Origin of the sequence: Nostoc sp. (assembly GCF_036917755.1) — a bacterium.
Classification (GTDB): domain Bacteria; phylum Cyanobacteriota; class Cyanobacteriia; order Cyanobacteriales; family Nostocaceae; genus Nostoc.
Genome location: NZ_JBALFC010000134.1, coordinates 1 through 18,363, shown reverse-complemented (window position 1 = coordinate 18,363; position 18,363 = coordinate 1). Strand labels below are relative to the sequence as shown.

Annotated in this window: 13 protein-coding genes and 1 pseudogene; 2 read left to right on the top strand and 12 right to left on the bottom strand. The window is 42.8% G+C overall.

Annotated elements, in window-relative coordinates:
• Nucleotides 1-133 precede the first annotated feature (133 nt).
• Together V7L05_RS28640 and V7L05_RS28635 are read right to left on the bottom strand one after the other, a co-directional pair.
• The gene (locus V7L05_RS28640) at nt 134-1,156 is read right to left on the bottom strand and encodes a serine hydrolase (RefSeq protein ID WP_335169241.1); all 1,023 of its coding nucleotides are present in this window, start codon (nt 1,154-1,156) and stop codon (nt 134-136) included.
• Between the two features lie 499 nt (nt 1,157-1,655).
• Complete coding sequence (locus V7L05_RS28635; protein WP_335169263.1) at nt 1,656-2,594, bottom strand: ATP adenylyltransferase family protein; 939 nt, start codon at nt 2,592-2,594, stop codon at nt 1,656-1,658.
• 532 nt (nt 2,595-3,126) lie between these two features.
• On the opposite strand from V7L05_RS28635, the gene V7L05_RS28630 reads away from it, so the two are divergent.
• Nucleotides 3,127-4,389, top strand: coding sequence for an HhoA/HhoB/HtrA family serine endopeptidase (locus V7L05_RS28630; protein WP_335169240.1), 1,263 nt, complete (start codon nt 3,127-3,129; stop codon nt 4,387-4,389).
• 148 nt (nt 4,390-4,537) lie between these two features.
• Here the strand turns inward: V7L05_RS28630 and V7L05_RS28625 are convergent, their stop codons facing one another.
• Complete coding sequence (locus V7L05_RS28625; RefSeq protein ID WP_335169239.1) at nt 4,538-5,410, bottom strand: bile acid:sodium symporter family protein; 873 nt, start codon at nt 5,408-5,410, stop codon at nt 4,538-4,540.
• A 28-nt stretch (nt 5,411-5,438) separates the two neighbouring features.
• Between V7L05_RS28625 and V7L05_RS28620 the strand changes: the two genes are divergently transcribed.
• Nucleotides 5,439-5,573: a hypothetical protein gene (locus V7L05_RS28620; protein WP_335169237.1), complete on the top strand. Its 135-nt coding sequence runs from the start codon at nt 5,439-5,441 to the stop codon at nt 5,571-5,573.
• On the opposite strand, the gene V7L05_RS28615 is transcribed toward V7L05_RS28620, so the two are convergent.
• The 9 genes and pseudogenes from V7L05_RS28615 to V7L05_RS28575 all read right to left on the bottom strand — a co-directional run.
• Nucleotides 5,554-7,959 carry an arylsulfatase gene (locus V7L05_RS28615; protein WP_335169235.1) on the bottom strand — a complete coding sequence of 802 codons (2,406 nt, stop codon included), beginning with the start codon at nt 7,957-7,959 and terminating at the stop codon, nt 5,554-5,556. The two genes, V7L05_RS28620 and V7L05_RS28615, sit on opposite strands and share 20 nt — an antisense overlap.
• Nucleotides 7,960-7,972: 13 nt before the next feature.
• Complete coding sequence (locus V7L05_RS28610) at nt 7,973-9,007, bottom strand: formylglycine-generating enzyme family protein (RefSeq protein ID WP_335169233.1); 1,035 nt, start codon at nt 9,005-9,007, stop codon at nt 7,973-7,975.
• Nucleotides 9,008-10,019: 1,012 nt separating this feature from the next.
• Complete coding sequence (gene aroF / locus V7L05_RS28605) at nt 10,020-11,078, bottom strand: 3-deoxy-7-phosphoheptulonate synthase (protein ID WP_335169231.1); 1,059 nt, start codon at nt 11,076-11,078, stop codon at nt 10,020-10,022.
• A gap of 435 nt (nt 11,079-11,513) precedes the next feature.
• A complete protein-coding gene (locus V7L05_RS28600; RefSeq protein WP_334944180.1) occupies nt 11,514-11,984 on the bottom strand; it encodes a PAM68 family protein in 471 nt (156 codons plus the stop codon).
• 12 nt (nt 11,985-11,996) lie between these two features.
• On the bottom strand, nt 11,997-12,266 hold the full coding sequence (gene rpsO / locus V7L05_RS28595) for a 30S ribosomal protein S15 (RefSeq protein ID WP_196526018.1): 270 nt from the start codon (nt 12,264-12,266) through the stop codon (nt 11,997-11,999).
• Nucleotides 12,267-12,509: 243 nt separating this feature from the next.
• Nucleotides 12,510-14,174 (bottom strand): alpha-amylase family glycosyl hydrolase, encoded by a 1,665-nt coding sequence (locus tag V7L05_RS28590; RefSeq protein WP_335169228.1) that lies wholly within the window; start codon nt 14,172-14,174, stop codon nt 12,510-12,512.
• 218 nt (nt 14,175-14,392) lie between these two features.
• Nucleotides 14,393-16,747, bottom strand: coding sequence for a ComEC/Rec2 family competence protein (locus tag V7L05_RS28585; protein ID WP_335169226.1), 2,355 nt, complete (start codon nt 16,745-16,747; stop codon nt 14,393-14,395).
• Nucleotides 16,744-16,917, bottom strand: coding sequence for a hypothetical protein (locus V7L05_RS28580; protein ID WP_335169224.1), 174 nt, complete (start codon nt 16,915-16,917; stop codon nt 16,744-16,746). The genes V7L05_RS28585 and V7L05_RS28580 overlap by 4 nt, the downstream gene beginning before the upstream one ends.
• A 666-nt stretch (nt 16,918-17,583) precedes the next feature.
• A pseudogene (locus tag V7L05_RS28575) lies at nt 17,584-18,270 on the bottom strand (glycine--tRNA ligase subunit alpha); the annotation flags it as partial.
• Nucleotides 18,271-18,363: the final 93 nt, after the last annotated feature.

Here is an 18,363-nt window from a genome sequence, read left to right as displayed (position 1 = left end):
GCACAGCAATGCTGTACCCTTACGAAAGATGTGGTTTTTAAACTTCTTCATATTTGGTATTTTTTTTCAATGTGTAAGTCCTAATAACTTATACTGAGACTTGTATTTCTGTCGCGCTAAAAAACCTCAATAATTAAGGTAGATGGCTAACTTTTGGTTGTTCAAAGTAGCCATACACCATCTGAGAAACTTGACGAATGAAAGCTGTTGCTCTCTCGTCATTATTCGGTCTTCGCACGAAAATTCCTGCTAAATAACGCTTACCTGATGGTGTTTCAATTATACCTGCATCTCCCAATACAAACCGTAGAGTGCCTGTTTTGTGAGCAATACTTGCCCCATAACCCAAACCAGACGGAAGTAAGCTTCTATTATGGCAACGAATCATGATACCTAAAACTTGAGAGCGACTTGTATCAGAAATTAACTGATTATTTGTAATCAAAGCTGACAATCGTACTAAGTCTTTTGCACTAGTTTTATTAGTTCCTTTAAAGTCTCCTAACATATTGTTAATCACAGTACTTTGCAATCCCCAACTGCGAAACCTCTGATTTAAATTTGCCTTACCACCTAAACGATCGATAATCATATTTGTAGCGGTATTATCGCTAATAGTCATCATTTTAGTTACAGTTTCCAAAAGACTAATCTTAGTTCCCACCCGGCGATACTGCATATCTCCAGAACCACCAGTAACGTGTTTACGTTGCATCACCAATGTTTCACTTAGTTTGATTCTCCTTGTATCTATTCCTTGAAACAAAGCAATTAAAATAGGATACTTAATTGTGCTAGCGGCGGAGAAAGCTTGACCGCCATTGATATTTAAATAATCCCCTGTTTGTAAGTCCATAAAAAAGATTCCGGGAGTGAGGAATCTGTAGCGAGCAATTAATGCTTTAATTGGACTTTTTAGTTCCGATATTTCTCGTCCTAGAGGAACTATACCAGTATATTTAGGAGTATTTATTGGGTTAAGAAAATCGCTTGAGGGAGTTGGGGGAATGAATTTTAGTTCTGGTAGTTGTAAATCTGATTGATTTCCACTCCCGCCATCTGCGCTGTCAACTTGATTGGTGTTGGAATTCGCCTTTACTGGCGACGACAGTAGAAGAATACTTGTGAGACTAAGTAATAACCAGCGTAGTTTCATGTAGTGCTGTGATGATAGTGTTGGATTGACTTACAGAGATTTCCAGGGAAGTAAATGAAATCCGGATTGATTGACATCGTATTTACTAAAATATCCTATGTCAATAGATATGGATAACATAAATTACGACAAGTTGGGGAATAAAAACTAGGAATTAAAATCAGAAGATGAGATAGATAAAATTTATATACATCCGATCAAGTAGTTATATATTTAGACAAATAGTAAGAGATTAAGATTGTGGTTTTAGTTTTGTAAGCAGTGATTTATACATAGCGATCGCAATAAATAAAGAACCCGCAATTGAACCGATTAAACAAGAATGCAGAATCAATAATTTTACCTATACTGTAAATTATCACAGATGGGGAAGAGTGAAAAACTACAACTGACAGCAGATTTCAAGGAAAGTGAGGTAGACAACGATTCGTCCCAAAGCCAGGTATAAACCCTGTTTTACTTCTGAATTCTGGATTCTAAATTCTGAATTCTGCTGTAATTAGGATAGAGCAACATTTTTGAGGATGGTCATCGGTCCTTGGGCTTTGAGAATCTCCATTTCTGCTGCGTTCCGCACTAGCAAAGCACCAGCGAATCCTAATGAATTCACAGAGATAGACTGGAAATGCTCCTGCGATCGCGGTACAATCAACATCCATTCTCGTGTCGCTAGCAGATTGTAAGCACCAGATTGCCTTGCATCTAAACCCAGAGCATGTCGCAAGGTGTGATAAGCTTCCAGTGTTGCTTGGGCTGCTGTGAACGGCGACTGCACCCAATGGGAATTTAGTGGTGCGAAAGCGTGTACAAAAGGAAGTTTTGGTAAAGTTGCGTTGACAAAGCCCATCGTTTGCGTAGCGGACGCACCAGAAGGTATCGAGTTCTGAAATTGTGCTGATGTTAACAGAGGTTCAATAGGTATCTGCGGTCCTGAAGGTGTCAGTGGTAATGGTACTAATTGCAAGTGCTTGTGTCGCTGACTTGCACCTGCGGTTTTGCCACTGTTGTAAAATGCTAAACCATCGAAATCAGCTAGACATGCCCACATAGCCGTAAAATCTTCGAGGGTGAGTAAGCTTTCCTGTTCCTCGAAGTCACGGGTGATAATTAGCAGATGATAATCAACAACATTGAATTTATTCAAAATACATACATGGGTATCAGAGATATCCGCCACAAATAAATCCTCTTCGTAGGGTAAGAAAGGATTAAATTCTTGAGCAGACATAGCAGATTGTTTTTCCTGCTTCTCCTTGGCGGCTTTTTTGCGATTCAGGTTAGACAAAATCCGCACTAAAAAGCGCACGTTATCCTGTTCGACAAATTCAAATTCCGTCGGGATTGACAGCAGCGCCCCGCATTGCAAAGCATGTTCCGTCTGCTCTTTGACACTTGTCCATAAAGTACCAGGCTTAAGTAAGATTTTCCCCTGTACCATTTTTATTCCTTCAGGCATGGTGAAATATTTTAACAGTTTTAATTTTAGGACTTACGCATGAGTTACGGAATAACGAAGCGCAGAGCGCAGAGAAGCCAGTGCGTTGCGGGGGTTCCCACGGCAGTCACTCATGGGGGAAACCCCCAAGACCTCGCTGCCTCCCCGTTGTAGCAACTGGCGCGACACGGAGAGAAGTCGGAGTTTGAGAGATATTTTGCGTAAGTCCTAAATTTCTTGTCGCTGACCAGTACAAGGGACTTCCAAGAAATAAATTATATCAAGGAAACGAACCACAGAGACGCAGAGAACGCAGAGAACATAGAGAGAAGAGAAATAGAGAGGATTTTTGCGTCAGTTTTGGGATATTTTTTTATTTGGAAGCCCCTAATGCTGTTCAGGAATTTATCCAGGCTATGCGAAAATAACTTGTGTAATAAAGCAAACATTTCATAGTAACGCAATACCTCTGCAACAAAACCGTCACAAATAATATCTACATTAGTAATACATCTAAATATCCTTCCAGAGAGCAATGCAAAACCAATCTCGCGATGGAGAACACCCATCAAATAGCATTTTATCCAACACTGCTGATGCTAAATACCAAAATCGAGCACCCTGGAAAAAGGCTGCCGCCTCTCTATCGTTGGTGCTGCTGGGATCGGGTATGACATTGGCAGGCGGCTATATGGCTGGACATTCTCAGCAGGTGTCTGAAAATGCATCTAATTTGGCAGTGAGTCGAGTAAATGCCGCTCCTCCAATAGCAGCCGGTACAGATCCTAACTTTGTTATCCAGGTGGTGCAAAAGGTCGGGCCAGCCGTGGTGCGGATTGACTCTTCCCGAACTGTAAAAACTCAAATACCAGATGAATTTAACGATCCATTTTTCCAACGCTTCTTTGGCTCTCAACTACCACAACAACAGAATCGGGTAGAACGGGGTACTGGTTCAGGTTTTATTATTAGTGCTGATGGTCGTATTCTCACCAACGCTCACGTAGTCGATGGTGCTGATACGGTGACAGTAACACTTAAAGATGGGCGTAGCTTTAAAGGTAAGGTTTTAGGAAAAGATGATTTAACCGATGTTGCTGTCGTCAAGATTCAGGCAGAGAATCTACCGTTAGTAACCTTGGGTAACTCAGATAAACTGCAACCGGGAGAATGGGCGATCGCGATCGGCAACCCCCTTGGACTAGATAATACAGTAACTACCGGAATCATCAGTGCTACCGGACGCAGTAGCAATCAAATCGGCGCTCCTGATAAACGAGTAGAGTATATTCAAACCGACGCAGCGATTAATCCCGGTAACTCCGGCGGTCCGTTGCTAAATTACCGTGGCGAGGTAATTGCCATGAATACAGCCATTATCCAAGGGGCACAAGGATTAGGCTTTGCTATTCCTATCAATACAGCACAACGCATTTCTAGTCAACTAATAGCCACAGGCAAAGTAGAACATCCTTATTTGGGAATTCAGATGGTGGGGTTAACGCCTCAGCTAAAACAAAATATCAACTCCGACCCGAATAGCGGTTTGAGTGTGAATGAAGATAAAGGTGTATTAGTTGTAAAAGTTGTGCCAAATTCACCAGCTGCTAAAGCAGGGATACGGGCTGGTGATGTGATCCAAAAGCTTGGTGGTCAAGCAGTCACAGATGCCAGCAGTGTCCAAAAGGTAGTAGAAAATAGCCAAGTCGGGAGCGACTTACGTATGGAGTTACGTCGCAATGGGCAGAATCTTAACATAGCTGTGCAACCTGGTGCTTTCCCCACGCAAGTGCAATAAAAGTTTTGCTATCAAAAGTGAATTTTCTGGGATGGGTATTGTGCCCGTCCTTTTTTTTAGGTGCGAAAGTTTAGTTACAATAACCGCAAACTAGGGACTGACAACAAATAAATTACCCAATCTTGGGGGGTGGGCCGAAAAGCTCACCTTAGCTTAGAGGCTGCTCTATCTCTATACCCGTTCCTTGGTCTAGTTCTATGAACTTTGGCCCGGCGATCAAAACTACGATCATCATTAAAATACTCGTCACCATGATGATGCTCACCACGCTGGGATCTTCAAAATTACTTGTAGCTACTAATAATGCTGCGGCAAAATTACGTTGAGCTGTTCCTACTCCTAGCACTCGTTGGGTATCTATACCAGGGCCGCCCAAAAGATAACCGACGCTAAAGGAGAAGACTATGAAAACGGCACAAACTAAAATTGCACCTGTTTGTAATAAGCCAATGATATCGTTAGTGTGAACTATCAGCCTGACAACCAGACCTAAAAGCAATCCAGCATTAGATAATTTGAACAAAATCGGCTGGATAATGGGGACGATCGCACTCAATTTTGCTTTGATGAATAACCCAATGATCAATGGGCTGACCATCATTAACAATAAGGGTTTGGCAATCTCCCAGGAGTTAATTTGCACACCTTCCACCACTAAGGGCAATACAATCGGCATATAAAAAATTGTGCCCAGCATTAGCAACATCATTAATCCCACCGAGAAAGCTATATTGCCTTTGACTATCTGGGCAAGTTTAGGTAGTGCTGGAGGCCCTGATGCTACTGCCATGATCAGTAAGCCATCTCTTAGTGGTTCACTTAAATCTACTACTTGCAGTAGCAAATATACAAAAAGTGGCACTAGCACAAAATTTGTCAGCAGCGATGATATGACTAAGCGAAGGTTACGGAGTGGTTCCCAAATCTCTTGTACGGTTAGACTTAACCCTGCACCCAGCATGGTGAACACGATAAATGTGAAAAGTGCGAGTTTGTCGATTAGTGGCAAGATTTCGTTCATGATTTTTTTTCACGCAGAGACGCAGGGAGTGGGGAGTGGGGAGTGGGAGATGAGGGAGATGGGGGAGATGAGGGAGATGAGGGAGATGAGGAGAATAACTAATGCCCAATGCCCAATGCCCAATGCCCAATCCCTAGTCCCTATTACTTCAATTCCAGGGTGACTTGCTGTAAGTTGCCGGTGAATGCAAAGGGTGTTTGGTAATTATCTACCGCAGGTGTGCCAGTATCTTGACCAACATCAAAGGTTTCATCTAAACCAAATCTGTAGCCTACGGTTTGCTCAATGCGGCCTTCGGCAACCTGCTGATCATTGATCAAGAGCTTACCAGTACCGCCTGCTCCCGGAGCGCCACCGTCATAAGTAAAGTCAAATTTGATTTGGGATTTGCCGATCGCAATTGGTTGGGAAGATTGAATGATTGTGCGATCGCTATTTAACAAGTTGTAAGCAAAGCTGGGTTTACCTTCTTTCAAGAAGAAACTCCAACCCGCAAAACGTCCGCCTTGGGTGACTAAAACGCCTTCAGTACCAGATGAAGCAGCATCTACATCGGCAGTGATGCTAAAGGAGCGATTCTTAATATTGGGAGCGCTGCCTTCGGGAATCCCTGCAACAGATGTGTAATAAGTAAAGCTATTGCGTCCTGTGATTAGGTTGGAACGGATTTTGACATCAAACCGTTGAAGTAAGCGATCGTCCAAGGGCAGAACTTTGTATTTCTTTGCTTCCTTGAGAAATAGATTTTGTAGTTGCGCTAACTTGTCAGGGTTCTGCTTGGCTAAATCGTTGGCTTCACTGAAGTCTTTGGTAATATCGTATAGTTCCCAATTATCTTCATCGAAGGTGGTTTTGGAGACACGCTCCCAAGGTAAGCGTCCATGACGAGCGGCTGCTACCCAACCTTGATCGTAAATGCCACGATTGCCAAGCATCTCAAAATACTGGGTTTTGTGGTGAGAAGGTGCAGCAGGATTATCAAAGCTATAGACGAGGCTAGTACCTTCTATTGGTTGTTGTTTTACACCGTTGACTACCTCTGGTTCTTCAATCCCCACAGCTTCCAGAATGGTAGGATAAATATCAATTACATGATGGAATTGGCTCCGCAGTCCACCACGATTTTTGATGCGTTGGCGAAGCCCGCCGGAGGCATCGCCCCAAGCCACAACTAAACCATTGCGGGTTCCGCCAAAGTGAGAAGCAATTTGTTTTGTCCATTGGAAGGGGCTATCTACTGCCCAAGCCCAAGCTGCATGAAAATGATTGAAGGTTTTTGGCCCACCTAAATCATCTAAAGCCGCGAGAACTTCTTGAGGACTTTCTGCTACACCATTAAAGACTTTGAGTTCATTGATACTACCTGTTAAGCCACCTTCAGCACTCGCACCATTATCCCCGGCAATGAAAAAGACTAAGGTGTTATCCAATTCACCCAGTTGATCAATCGCGTCAATGACTCTACCAATTTGTGCATCGGTATGGCTGAGGAAACCTGCAAATACTTCCGCCTGACGCGCATAAACTTTCTGCTCGGTGGGAGTGAGCGAATCCCAAGCTGGGAGTTCCGCCGGGCGAGGAGTCAGCTTAGTATCGGCAGGAATTACACCCAAGGCTAGCTGACGAGCAAAGATATCTTCGCGTAATTTATCCCAACCTCGATCAAATTTACCCTTGTACTTGTCGATCCATTCTTTGGGCGCATGGTGTGGGGCATGGGTTGCGCCAGTGGCAAAGTAGGTAAAGAAGGGTTTATCAGGAGCGATCGCTTGTTGGGTACGAATCCACTTAATCGCATGGTCTGCTAGATCGGGGGTGAGGTGATAATCAGGGCGATTGCTTGGTTTCTGAATATGTTGGGTATTTTCTACCAAAGCTGGACTCCATTGATTGGTATCACCGCCCAGAAATCCATAGAAGTACTCAAAACCTAAACCTGTCGGCCAGCGATCGAATGGGCCGGCCGCACTGGTTTCATAGTCTGGGGTATTGTGCCATTTGCCAAAGGCCGCCGTGTTATATCCATAGTCTCGCAATACTTCAGCGATCGTTGCCGCACTTCTAGGTAAAATCGCAGTATAACCTGGGTAGCCTGTGGCTAATTCCGTAACCACACCTGTACTCACAGAATGATGGTTACGTCCCGTGAGCAATGCGGCTCTGGTAGGAGAGCAGAGTGCTGTGGTGTGGAATTGGTTATAACGCAATCCCCTTTCTGCTAGACGATCTAAATTAGGCGTATTGATCAGACCGCCAAAGGTGCTGGTTTGTCCAAAACCGACATCATCAAGCAACACCAGCAAAACGTTTGGTGCATTTTCTGGAGCCTTAATTGGTTTGGGGAAGTCTGGTTCAGATTCTTTGTAAGTAATGCCAATTTTGCCTTTAAAAGATGGTTGGGGTAATGGCAATTTGTCGCCATAGTCCGCCCAAGCAGGTAGAGGTAAGAGACTAGAAAATATTAGCGTCAGGGCTGTCAAAAAGGCGATCGCACCAGAAGTTAACTTGAGAGATACATACAAAGAATCTTTCTTGTGAGGATCAGTCATACAATTTTGGATTTTAGATTTTGGATTTTGGATTTATAGGTAGTGTGCTGGAAGGTAAATTTTTAACTAGCCGAAACCCGATATGAGTAGTTCCCGTATCGGGTGATTCTGACTCCCGCGCCGCCGGACGGTAGCGGCTACAGTAATTGGGAGCGCAGAGATATGATCCCCCCTTGATTACGTGTAACTCTGATTCATCAGGCTTATTGGGATCAAAGCTTTGATTTAAGGCAATAGGATTAATTTGATCGGATTTGCGATCGTGTCCGACTTGAAAGAAATCAGTAGTCCATTCCCAAACATTGCCGGCCATATCATAGAGTCCATAACCATTGGGTGCAAAAGAACCGACGGGAGCAATGCCCAAGTGACCATCGGCTTTGGTGTTGAAAAAGGGAAAAATTCCTTGCCAAGTGTTGGCTCTATGTTCAGAATATTCATTGCCCCAGGCGTAGGTTGCACCATCCAAGCCACCACGGGCGGCGTATTCCCATTGGGCTTCGCTGGGCAGGGATTTTCCTGACCATTTAGCGTAGGCTAGGGCATCTTCGTAAGCTATGTGAACAACTGGATAGTTGGATTTGTTAGCGATTGCACTGTTTAGGCCAAAGGGATGTTGCCAATTCGCGCCAGTAGTCCAATGCCACCAACTCAGAAAGGAAACTTGCTTGACGCCTGGTTTTGCGATCTCAAACACTAGGGAACCCGGTAATCGTTGCTCATCGGGTAAATCGGGAAACTGTTCTTGAGATAAGGGACGTTCCGCAACTGTCACATATCCTGTAGCTTTGACAAATTCGCTAAATTGTGCGTTTGTTACCTCATATTTATCAATACAGAAGTTAGTCACCGTTACATCTCCAGGCGATCGCTCCTCCACAAAACTGGAATTATCAGACCCCATTTTGAACGTTCCTCCTGAAATCATCGCCATACCTTGGGGACAGGGATTGACTGTGGCTGCAAATGCGGTTGTATTCATGAATAAGAGTGCGATCGCTATTCCCCGAATGAATATTAGTGTGAGAATAGTAATGTTTTTTTCCATCTCTAATATTCTGATTTTTGCTACTTCTAATTGAATGCCTGTAGTTCATCAATAAGATTCAACTTTGCTTAAAAATTAGATTATAGATGAACAATTCCCCTTTTATTCGTAATTTTCGTTAATCTATTTTTAGCCTTATTTATTATCGGAAAATACGGATTTTATATCAATAAATCTTCAGAGAATTTTCAATACTTGATAGTATGCAGAAACTGTTAACTCTCAACTCTAATCTTCGAATAATTTACAATAAAGATGTTTATTTTTGCTAAAATACGAAAAATCAATTGACTTACCGATGTTTATTCTAATATTGATAAATTACATCTTGTGAAAACATAAGTCAAGTACTATTAAGAAAACAGTCAATACACATCAAGACTTCGCTTCTGCCCTCAGCATAGCCGCCTTGTTTTGTAATATAAAGTACCTTGTCTGACACAAGTGTAATTAGCGTAGGCATCGCTATGCGGGAAAAGTTTCTGCATGATGCTCATCTAGGTAAACAGACCAAATAAAAAACTCCACCCACTCTTGGGATGGAGTTTTTGGGCATGGGGAAGAAGTTACCCCCTATGCCCTATGCCCCAAGCGACGCTTTGAGCAACCTCGTCCACCCACTCTTGGGATGGAGTTTCCCGCCGCTTTCAATGAACGCTCCACCAACTTAGTTGTTTACCTAGACAAGCATCATGATGCAGCACGAGGGATGTTCGAGCAATGTTAAAGTTATTTTTTTACTGTGTAAGGGACTTCAGCTAAAGTCCCTTTGGCACTTTCTGCATTGATATCAAAACTGCTAATGGCGCTAGGGGACTAGTATAGTATTAGTACAAAGCATCTGCGGCGACCATACCCTGTTTTCGGTCAAATTCCGTAGTATCACCTGCCTCTCTATGGGAGTTCCCTATACAATCATGGGGGTGGATACGGAGCGATGATCAGCCTCAACCCCATAGCCAGCCTTTCTTGTAGCCTGATAATAATGGTCGGATACACTTCGATCTGAATTTTAAGCTAGAGCTACTGCTGGTTGCTGCCAGCGTCCCACCGCCTTACCAATCACTGCTAATTCTTGCATTAAGTGATCGAAACGGTCTGGTGTCAGAGATTGCGGTCCATCAGATAAAGCTTTGGCAGGGTTGGGGTGAACCTCTATCATCAGGGAATCTGTGCCAGCTGCGATCGCAGCCATTGCCATTGAAGGCACAAACTCAGACCAACCTGTACCGTGGCTGGGGTCAATCATAATTGGCAGGTGAGTCAGCTTTCGCAACACTGGCACTACTGATATATCTAACGTATTCCGAGTATACTGGCGGTCAAAGGTGCGAATTCCCCGTTCACACAAGATCACATTGGGATTGCCAGATGCCAAAATATACTCGGCTGCCATCAACCAATCTTCAATAGTAGCTGCCATTCCCCGCTTCAAGAGAACTGGTTTCGGCTGCGCTCCCACTTTTTTGAGCAAGGAAAAATTCTGCATATTCCTTGCCCCCACCTGAATCACGTCAGCAACTTCGACAATTTTATCCAGGTCAGCAGCATCCATCACTTCTGTAATAATACCTAGTCCGCTAACTTCCCGCGCCCTTGCCAACAAATCCAAAGCACTCTCGCCGTGTCCTTGAAAGGCGTAAGGTGAAGTCCGAGGTTTGTATGCCCCTCCGCGCAAAAATGTGGCTCCAGCCGTCTTGACGCGCCGCGCCGTCTCCACAATCATTTCTTCATTTTCTACTGAGCAGGGACCGGCAACGACTACCAAAGGGTGGTGTTCACCAAATACCACCGCTCCATTGGGAGTATTAACCACCACTTCCGAAGCTTCGCCGTGGCGGTACTCCCGGCTGGCGCGTTTGTAAGGCTGCTCTACCCGCAACACCTGCTCAATCCAGGGGCTAACTTCCTGAACTTGTAGTGGATCTAAGCTGGCGGTTTCACCTACTAGACCAATAACTACTTTGTGTTGACCAACAATTTTTTCTGGAGTTAGCCCCCAGCTAGTTAGTTCCTCATCAATGCGGTTTATTTCCGCCTCTGGGCAACCACTTTTCATTACTATAATCATCTGAAAGTTCCTGATTAATTGAGTAAATTTTTCTGTAAATGGGCTAACTTTATTGTTGCATCAGGCGACTGGAAGTCGAGGCTACACAGGCGAAACCCACCGACCTGGGTTAATAAAAACCTTTGATTTTCTCTTAGTCCACGGAGGTGGACTTCGTTTGTATAGCCGCGATTTCTAATCGCCAGGGCTAGGTGCAAGATGTGGACTAACTTTATTGTTGCCTATTGGACTAATTACGAATAGTTAAAAACAAAATAAATTTATTTACAAAATATAGCGCTCAGTCAGTAGTTTTACTACTAAATAACTGGATACGGCGTATCAAAAAGATGATCTAATTTTAATTAGCAATGTTGAAGTTATAAAATTTCAACTTCAACATTCACTTTAAAATTTACCGAATACCGCAGTTACATAATACCTGAGCGCCGTTCATTATGAGTTTTTTTGCCGAGTTTCGCGCCAAACTGCCACCATTCGTCCCCAATTGGTGTTGAACTCACCCAAACCCAGCAAACTTCCGACTCTTTCTTCATCCCAAGAGGCAGAGAGAACGCCATAAGTGATCCCTAAGACCCCCAAACCAAATAATCCCATGTTCACCAATAACACGGCGATGGGAGGTAGTTGGATATCAGAATAGATAGCCAGCAGATAGCTGACTACCAGGGTGGTAATGCCCAAAGCTGTTGGTACACCACAGAACCCAGCTACTCGTCGAATCATCCTCTGGCTGACTACTTGGGGAATAGTCATTTCTTCTTTGGTGTAAGGCGTTCTTCTATCAGCCTGTTTGCTAGATTCTTGTGGCTGTATTGCTGGTTTACTTTGAGTTTTTGCGGGTTTTTGGCGCTTTTTGTTTGGTTCAAAGGGCAAGCGACTGCGTTCAGATTCTTCAGCAGACATAAGCGGTAGTCCCTATCCACGAATACCGAGGCGAGCAATCAAAGCTTGATACTTTTCCCGGCTTTCCTGCGATATGTAAGCTAGAAGACGCTTACGCTGACCAATTAGCTTCAACAGTCCCCGCCGGGAAGAATGGTCTTTTTTATTTGCCTGGAGATGTTCGCTGAGGCGGTTAATGCGCTCAGTTAGCATGGCAACTTGGACATCGGACGAACCAGTGTCAGTTTCGTGAACTTGGTAGTTGGAAATTATTTCTTGTTTCCGCAGTTGCGTCAGGGCCATGATCGATTCAGTTTCTAGTTTTTCTAAATGTATGTAGCAGTCTCCCATAATATCACAGCCATCAAGCTGGATGTGGAATCACCTTTGCTGCTATATTTTGTATTTTTTAATACCAAGCAATTGGTAAGTTAGACTGCCACTATACTTCGTTTCAATCCCTAATAGGGATTTTAGTTGATTGTGATTATACTCTGTTTCAGTAAGATCCCTAGTTATCAATGATTTATTGACAAATTACTACTGCTAAACAAATACCTTGGCTGTATAGCTTGGCAAATCAGTGACTAAACCATCTTCTCCAACTTTCACCTCCCTATTGGTGAGGCAATCTTGCCAATCTTGAGCAGATGGAGAGTTGGGAATTATATATTGATTTAAATTCTGGTCGGAGAAATTTGCCACGACAACCATATGAGAATTTTGCTCATCCCATCGGGTGTAAGCTAACACTTTGTCCTCGGCATTTTCGTAGAAAAACTGGATATTGTCACTTTGCAAGGCGAGATTCTGCTTGCGTAGAGCAATAAGTTTTTGATAATACTCAAATAAATTATGATTCTGGTCGCCTGACAACAAAGACCAATTAATCTTCTGTGGCTTAGTCACATCTTCGCTTTTTTGCTGGTATTCGCCAAACTCTTCTCCCATCCACAGCATCGGTATACCCATCGCTGTCATTAAGAGAACGGCTGCTAACTTCGCTCGCTTAAATGCGTCTGCGTCAAAGATACCGCGATCGCCTAATTCTCGCAATAGACGTTCGCGATCGTGGGTTGCCAAATAATTTATCACATTGGTAGCGATCGCATAACCCTGCTGCTTGGGATTTAAAATTTCCTTTAGTTGTTCTAATTCAAATGTTTCTCCACAAATATATGGAACTATAAAGTACCTAAAACTCTCATGCCAACAACCATCTAATGGTCCATCTGGCTTAACTACAGTGTTTGTATCAGGAATATGTTCGGCAATGTTGTAAAACTGTTTGGGTGCGGCATGGATTTTTGTTTGCTTCGCCAGCCAGTCGAGAAATTCAAAGTTGGCTAATTGGCGCACCGCATCAAAGCGAATTCCATCAATATGATACTCCTGAATCCAAAATTGCACTACATCCCCGATGTATTTCCATGCAGGCTTAACATTTAACTTCTCATCATAATTATCATAGTTAAACTCTGGCCCCCAGTAATTATCTGGATCTTCAGGATAATGCATGTGTTCGTAATACCAGTAATTCCGGTCAATCAGCATTAACGGGCATTCTTCATCTGTGTGGTTATAAATTCCATCCATAAAAACACGAATGCCTCTAGCATGACACTCATCTATTAATCGCTTTAAATCTTCTGTAGAACCGTAACTAGATTCTGTAGCAAAGAAGTGACGCACTTTATAGCCCCAGCTATAGTTACCAGGGTATTCATTAACTGGCATTAATTCAAGTGCATTAACTCCCAATTCAACCAGATAATCTAACTTGGCAATTACCCCTAAATATTTGCCTCGTTTGTCAACCCCAACGTGATCATCAGTAAAATCTGCAACGTGCATTTCATATATGACTAATTCCCGATTGTCAGGCAACGGTTTTTCGTCATATTGCCAAACGTAAGTATCAATAATGCGTTGCCCATCTTTAATCCGTACCCTGCTGGATTTTTCTGTTTCATTAACATTTGTGGCATTAGGGTCAATAACATCTACCCATTGATCAAGTGCAAAATTTTGACTTTTGCTTTGAACACGAAATTTATATTGATAAATGCCGTCTTCCAGTTTTACTTGAGTGCGGAAATAACCATCTTCATTTTTTACCATCGGGATTTCTTTCCACTCAGAAAAAGACCCAATTAAAGCTGCTCCTTTGTTCCGAGGAGCAAACAACGTAAATTCAATTAAACTTCCCATTTGCATTTTTTTAATATATCTTCCTGTGAGTAGTCCGTGTCACCATGTGCGAGAATACAAACATTACCCCAAGCATACGATTAGCACCTGCTTAGGTAATCGACCTTCCTGAAACCTTTCGAGAAGGTACTTCCTTCAGAATGACCATACATCTATCTTTAGATAGACTTGGTTAAAAATAAATATGTGCTTTTAAATTTCCTTAGTTTGTGAGTATTTTATAACATAGAAGACTTATTTTCTGTTGCTTCAATAAACGCCTCGAACTGGCCATTAGGTGTCCATTGAATAGCCCCATCTCGTCCTGTAAAAAATAGTTTTGTTTGGCTTTTATTCAGTTCAGATAAAGCTTTTGGATCAAAGTTGGCAGAAGAAGCGATCGCCACTTGTGGTTGCAGAGCAATAACTAAATCTTTTAATGACTGAGGGGCACACCATAGCACTTGTGGACGAGGCAAACTCCCACTTTTAACTAGTTGCTGTACCTCTTTAGACTTGATATTACCTACTAATAACCAATTCTGATCTAAAATTTGCAATTGTAAGATGGGTAATTGATCGTTGATTAATTTTGCCACTATTGAACCCGTTTTCACCCCTTGACCAACTGCCAAAGCTTGGTAAGATCCCTGATACTTTTGTAATTCTTGTTGAATTGCCTGAATTGCAATGGAATTTTCTGGCTTGGGGGAATATTCATAAAAATTTTTGATTGGTAAACGTTGCAGTAATTCCAACCAAGCATTACTTTCATTGCCTTGGAAATCAGTTGCGATCGCCCAATTTATTTGATTTACACCCTGCTGTTGCAAAAACGGTAGGATTGTGAAACGTCCTGTACCTTCATCGCCACTATTAATTACAGTTACTGTACCTCTATCTTGAACAATTACAATTGGTTCCGTACCAGATTCTAATACCGTTATCCTAAACAATGTATTTGTAGAATGCCAAAGTGGGATGAATACTAAACCAATCGCAATCACATTAGCAAACCACCACCTCTGCTGCCACCAAGGCACTAACCAAACCAGTATAATCAGTAGATAAATCACCAGAAGCTGCCAACTAGATATGCTGCCTACAGCAACAGAATTTCCTGGCAACTTGCTAAAAAAATCCACTAGTTTAATTAGCCAATCAGTAGGGTAATGCAACACCCCAGCAAGGAAGCTTCCTGCCTCAGTCCAAATTAATGCTGCGATCGCACTGATGATTCCACCTATACTAATGATCGAAATTAATGGAGTACTAGCGACATTCAGCAACAAACTATAAGATGGTACAACCCCAAAGACAAAAAGTTGCACAGGTAAAGTCCAAATAGTAGCGGCTAGGGGAACAGCAATCAAAACAGCGATCGCAGGTGGTAGCCATGCTAGGCGGTTGACTAATGGGGGTACTGTTACGACTAATCCCAGTGTTGCTAAAAAACTCAATTGAAAGCCTAAATCCCAAATCCATAGAGGATTAAACACTAATAACAGAGTTGCTGCTAATAGTAATGATCCGAACTGTTTTACCTTCCTTTTTAATAGCAGACCAACTAATGCCGCAAAACCCATAATTACGGCTCTGAGAACCGCAGGTTGAAAACCTGTTAAACTCAGAAAAATGATTAAAGCCAAAAAGCCAAGGGTAAATTGAGTTGCTTTTTTTGCCCGCCTCGTTAACTGTAATATCACACTTAAAATCAAGGAAGTTTGGAACCCGGAAGCTGCTAAAGCATGAGCTAATCCGGCTTGTACAAACAGGTCGCGGATATCGTAGGGTAAATCAACAGCTTTGCTGCCTAAAACCATTGCACTGACAAGAGGCCCTTCAGGGACACCTAACCAACGAACTTGCGATCGCACAATTCGCTCCCGAATTTGCCACCATCCCCATTTACGTTCCTGATCCAAAACATTTATTTGTCGCCCAATTAGACCAGCAAACGTTCCCTCTTGCTTAAGAAACTTCTGAAAGTCAAAACCACCAGGATTGGAAGCCGCCTTTGGTTTGTACAAAATCCCAGTCACAGCAATTTGTTGACTAGGGTATAACCCAGTAGCTTGAAGTATAGGCACTGTCACATACAATTTGCCTGTAACTCCTTTTGGAACACCTGCTGAACCTTTTTGATTTTTGACCTCATCTAGCTGAGTCGCTTCCAGCCAAAATTGTCCTCGCTGACTGCGAGTCAAGCGGGGATTACTCGCTACTTCACCGCGAACAATCACAAGTTGTTCTTGATTACTGCTATTTCCAGGCGGGACGAACTGACTAATATCTTTTGCACCTGGTTGCGGCACTCGCCATTGAAGATACAGAGTTGCCAACAATCCCACCAAGCCAGCAGCTAGCCAGATTCGAGGATGGGGAGTAGTTTGCCAAATGTTAGGCACTGCCTTATTTTTGCTTCCAGCATTTTCTGATTTCTGAGCAAGTTGCCGTGAAGTCGTGCGTCTTCTAAAAAGAATTGCTCCCACTATCCCCAGAACCAAAATCCACACACCACCCCAAGGAACTGCCGTAAACAGCAACCCGAAAATGTAGCCAAGACAAATAATTACACCACTAGTTTGAATCATAAGATTTTTTGTAAAAGCACCTGACAACCCGAAATTGCAGCTGACTTGAAAATAGCTAGGGCAGCAATAGAGAAAAATCGGCGTTGCTGAATTTGGCTATGAAATTCAAAAATCAAATATTCCAAACTCTTATTATCTGCGCCTGGAGCGCCTCTGCGTGAGCTTTTCATCTTCATCTCTTTAATCAGCAACGCCGAAAAATTTTTATGCTTGTGGTGAAGTATAGTGCATCAAGTTTATACCTCACTTTTCGCACTTCAGTTTGTAATATTTGAAGATTACGAAATATAGCGATACCTACGGTGGGCTGCGCCTATGCTATCTAACCACAACCATAGCCGCACCAGTAACAACTATCAGTATTAATACTTGATAACATGACAATTATTGGTAACTATTTTAGAATTATTAATATAAGACATTTTGAAGTGCAGAATATGGGTTATACAAACAAAGCCCGCATAGGCGGGCTTTATCCTTGTAGCCTTAATGTTTTAGACTCAAGATTTAACGGTATTTTTAACCTTTAGCAATAGTTGCATCATCAAGATATGCCTACCTTAGAGAATGCAAAATCAAGGGTTTGCTAACCTGCGGAAGTAGGTTTTATCTGTGTAGCCGCGACTTCTAGTCGCCCAGGCGAGTAATAAATTCGACTTTACAAACATCCTCTTACTTAGCCAGGTAAGGAATACAGCAGTCCCCGCTATTGTGAGGTACGTATTTGGTGCTGAAAGAGTCGAAAAGGAGGTAGTGTGGAGGGGGAGAGACTGTACTTGATAACAGCAGGAAGCGCTGTATCTGGATGCTCTGCATCCTTTGACACATCAACTCTTCTACGAAAACAATGAAAGTATTACCCAAAGAACATAAGAGACAATTGGAATCAAAAACAGCCAATCAATAATATATTGGTAACGAGATTTAACTGTAGACTCTGAAACAGGTTGTGGTAAGACTGGCTGTGAAACAGGTGGCTGTATGACTGGCTCTAAATCTTTGAGCAACGGAAAACCCAACTTCTCCCTTTGCTCAACATATAAATGAGCTATCTTCCTAGCCAAATGCCGAATCCTGGCAATATAGCGAGTTCTCTCCGTCACCGAAATCACACCTCTAGCATCCAGCAGATTGAACGTGTGCGAACACTTCATTACATAATCTAAGCTAGGCAAGACCAATCCTCGCTCCGTCAATTGGGTAGCTTCCTGCTCATATAAATTAAATAGTGTCAATAGCAACTCAGGATTCGACGCTTCAAAGTTGTATGTACACTGCTCAATCTCACTTTGCAGGAAAACATCTCCATAAGTAATGTTGTCTGTCCACTGGATCTTTGTAAATGCTTCTACTTGCTGGAGATACATTGTCAGCCGCTCTAGCCCGTATGTAATCTCAATCGACACCGGACGGCAATCAATTCCCCCACACTGTTGGAAGTAAGTAAATTGAGTAACTTCCATCCCATCTAACCATACTTCCCACCCAGTACCCCAAGCTCCCACCGTCGCATCTTCCCAGTTGGTTGAGTCGATGAGGGATATTATTCCCCGCACCTCTCAGTTAGATCCGTGCGTACCCGTTTCCGTGTACACGGCTCCCGATGTTCTTAGCTT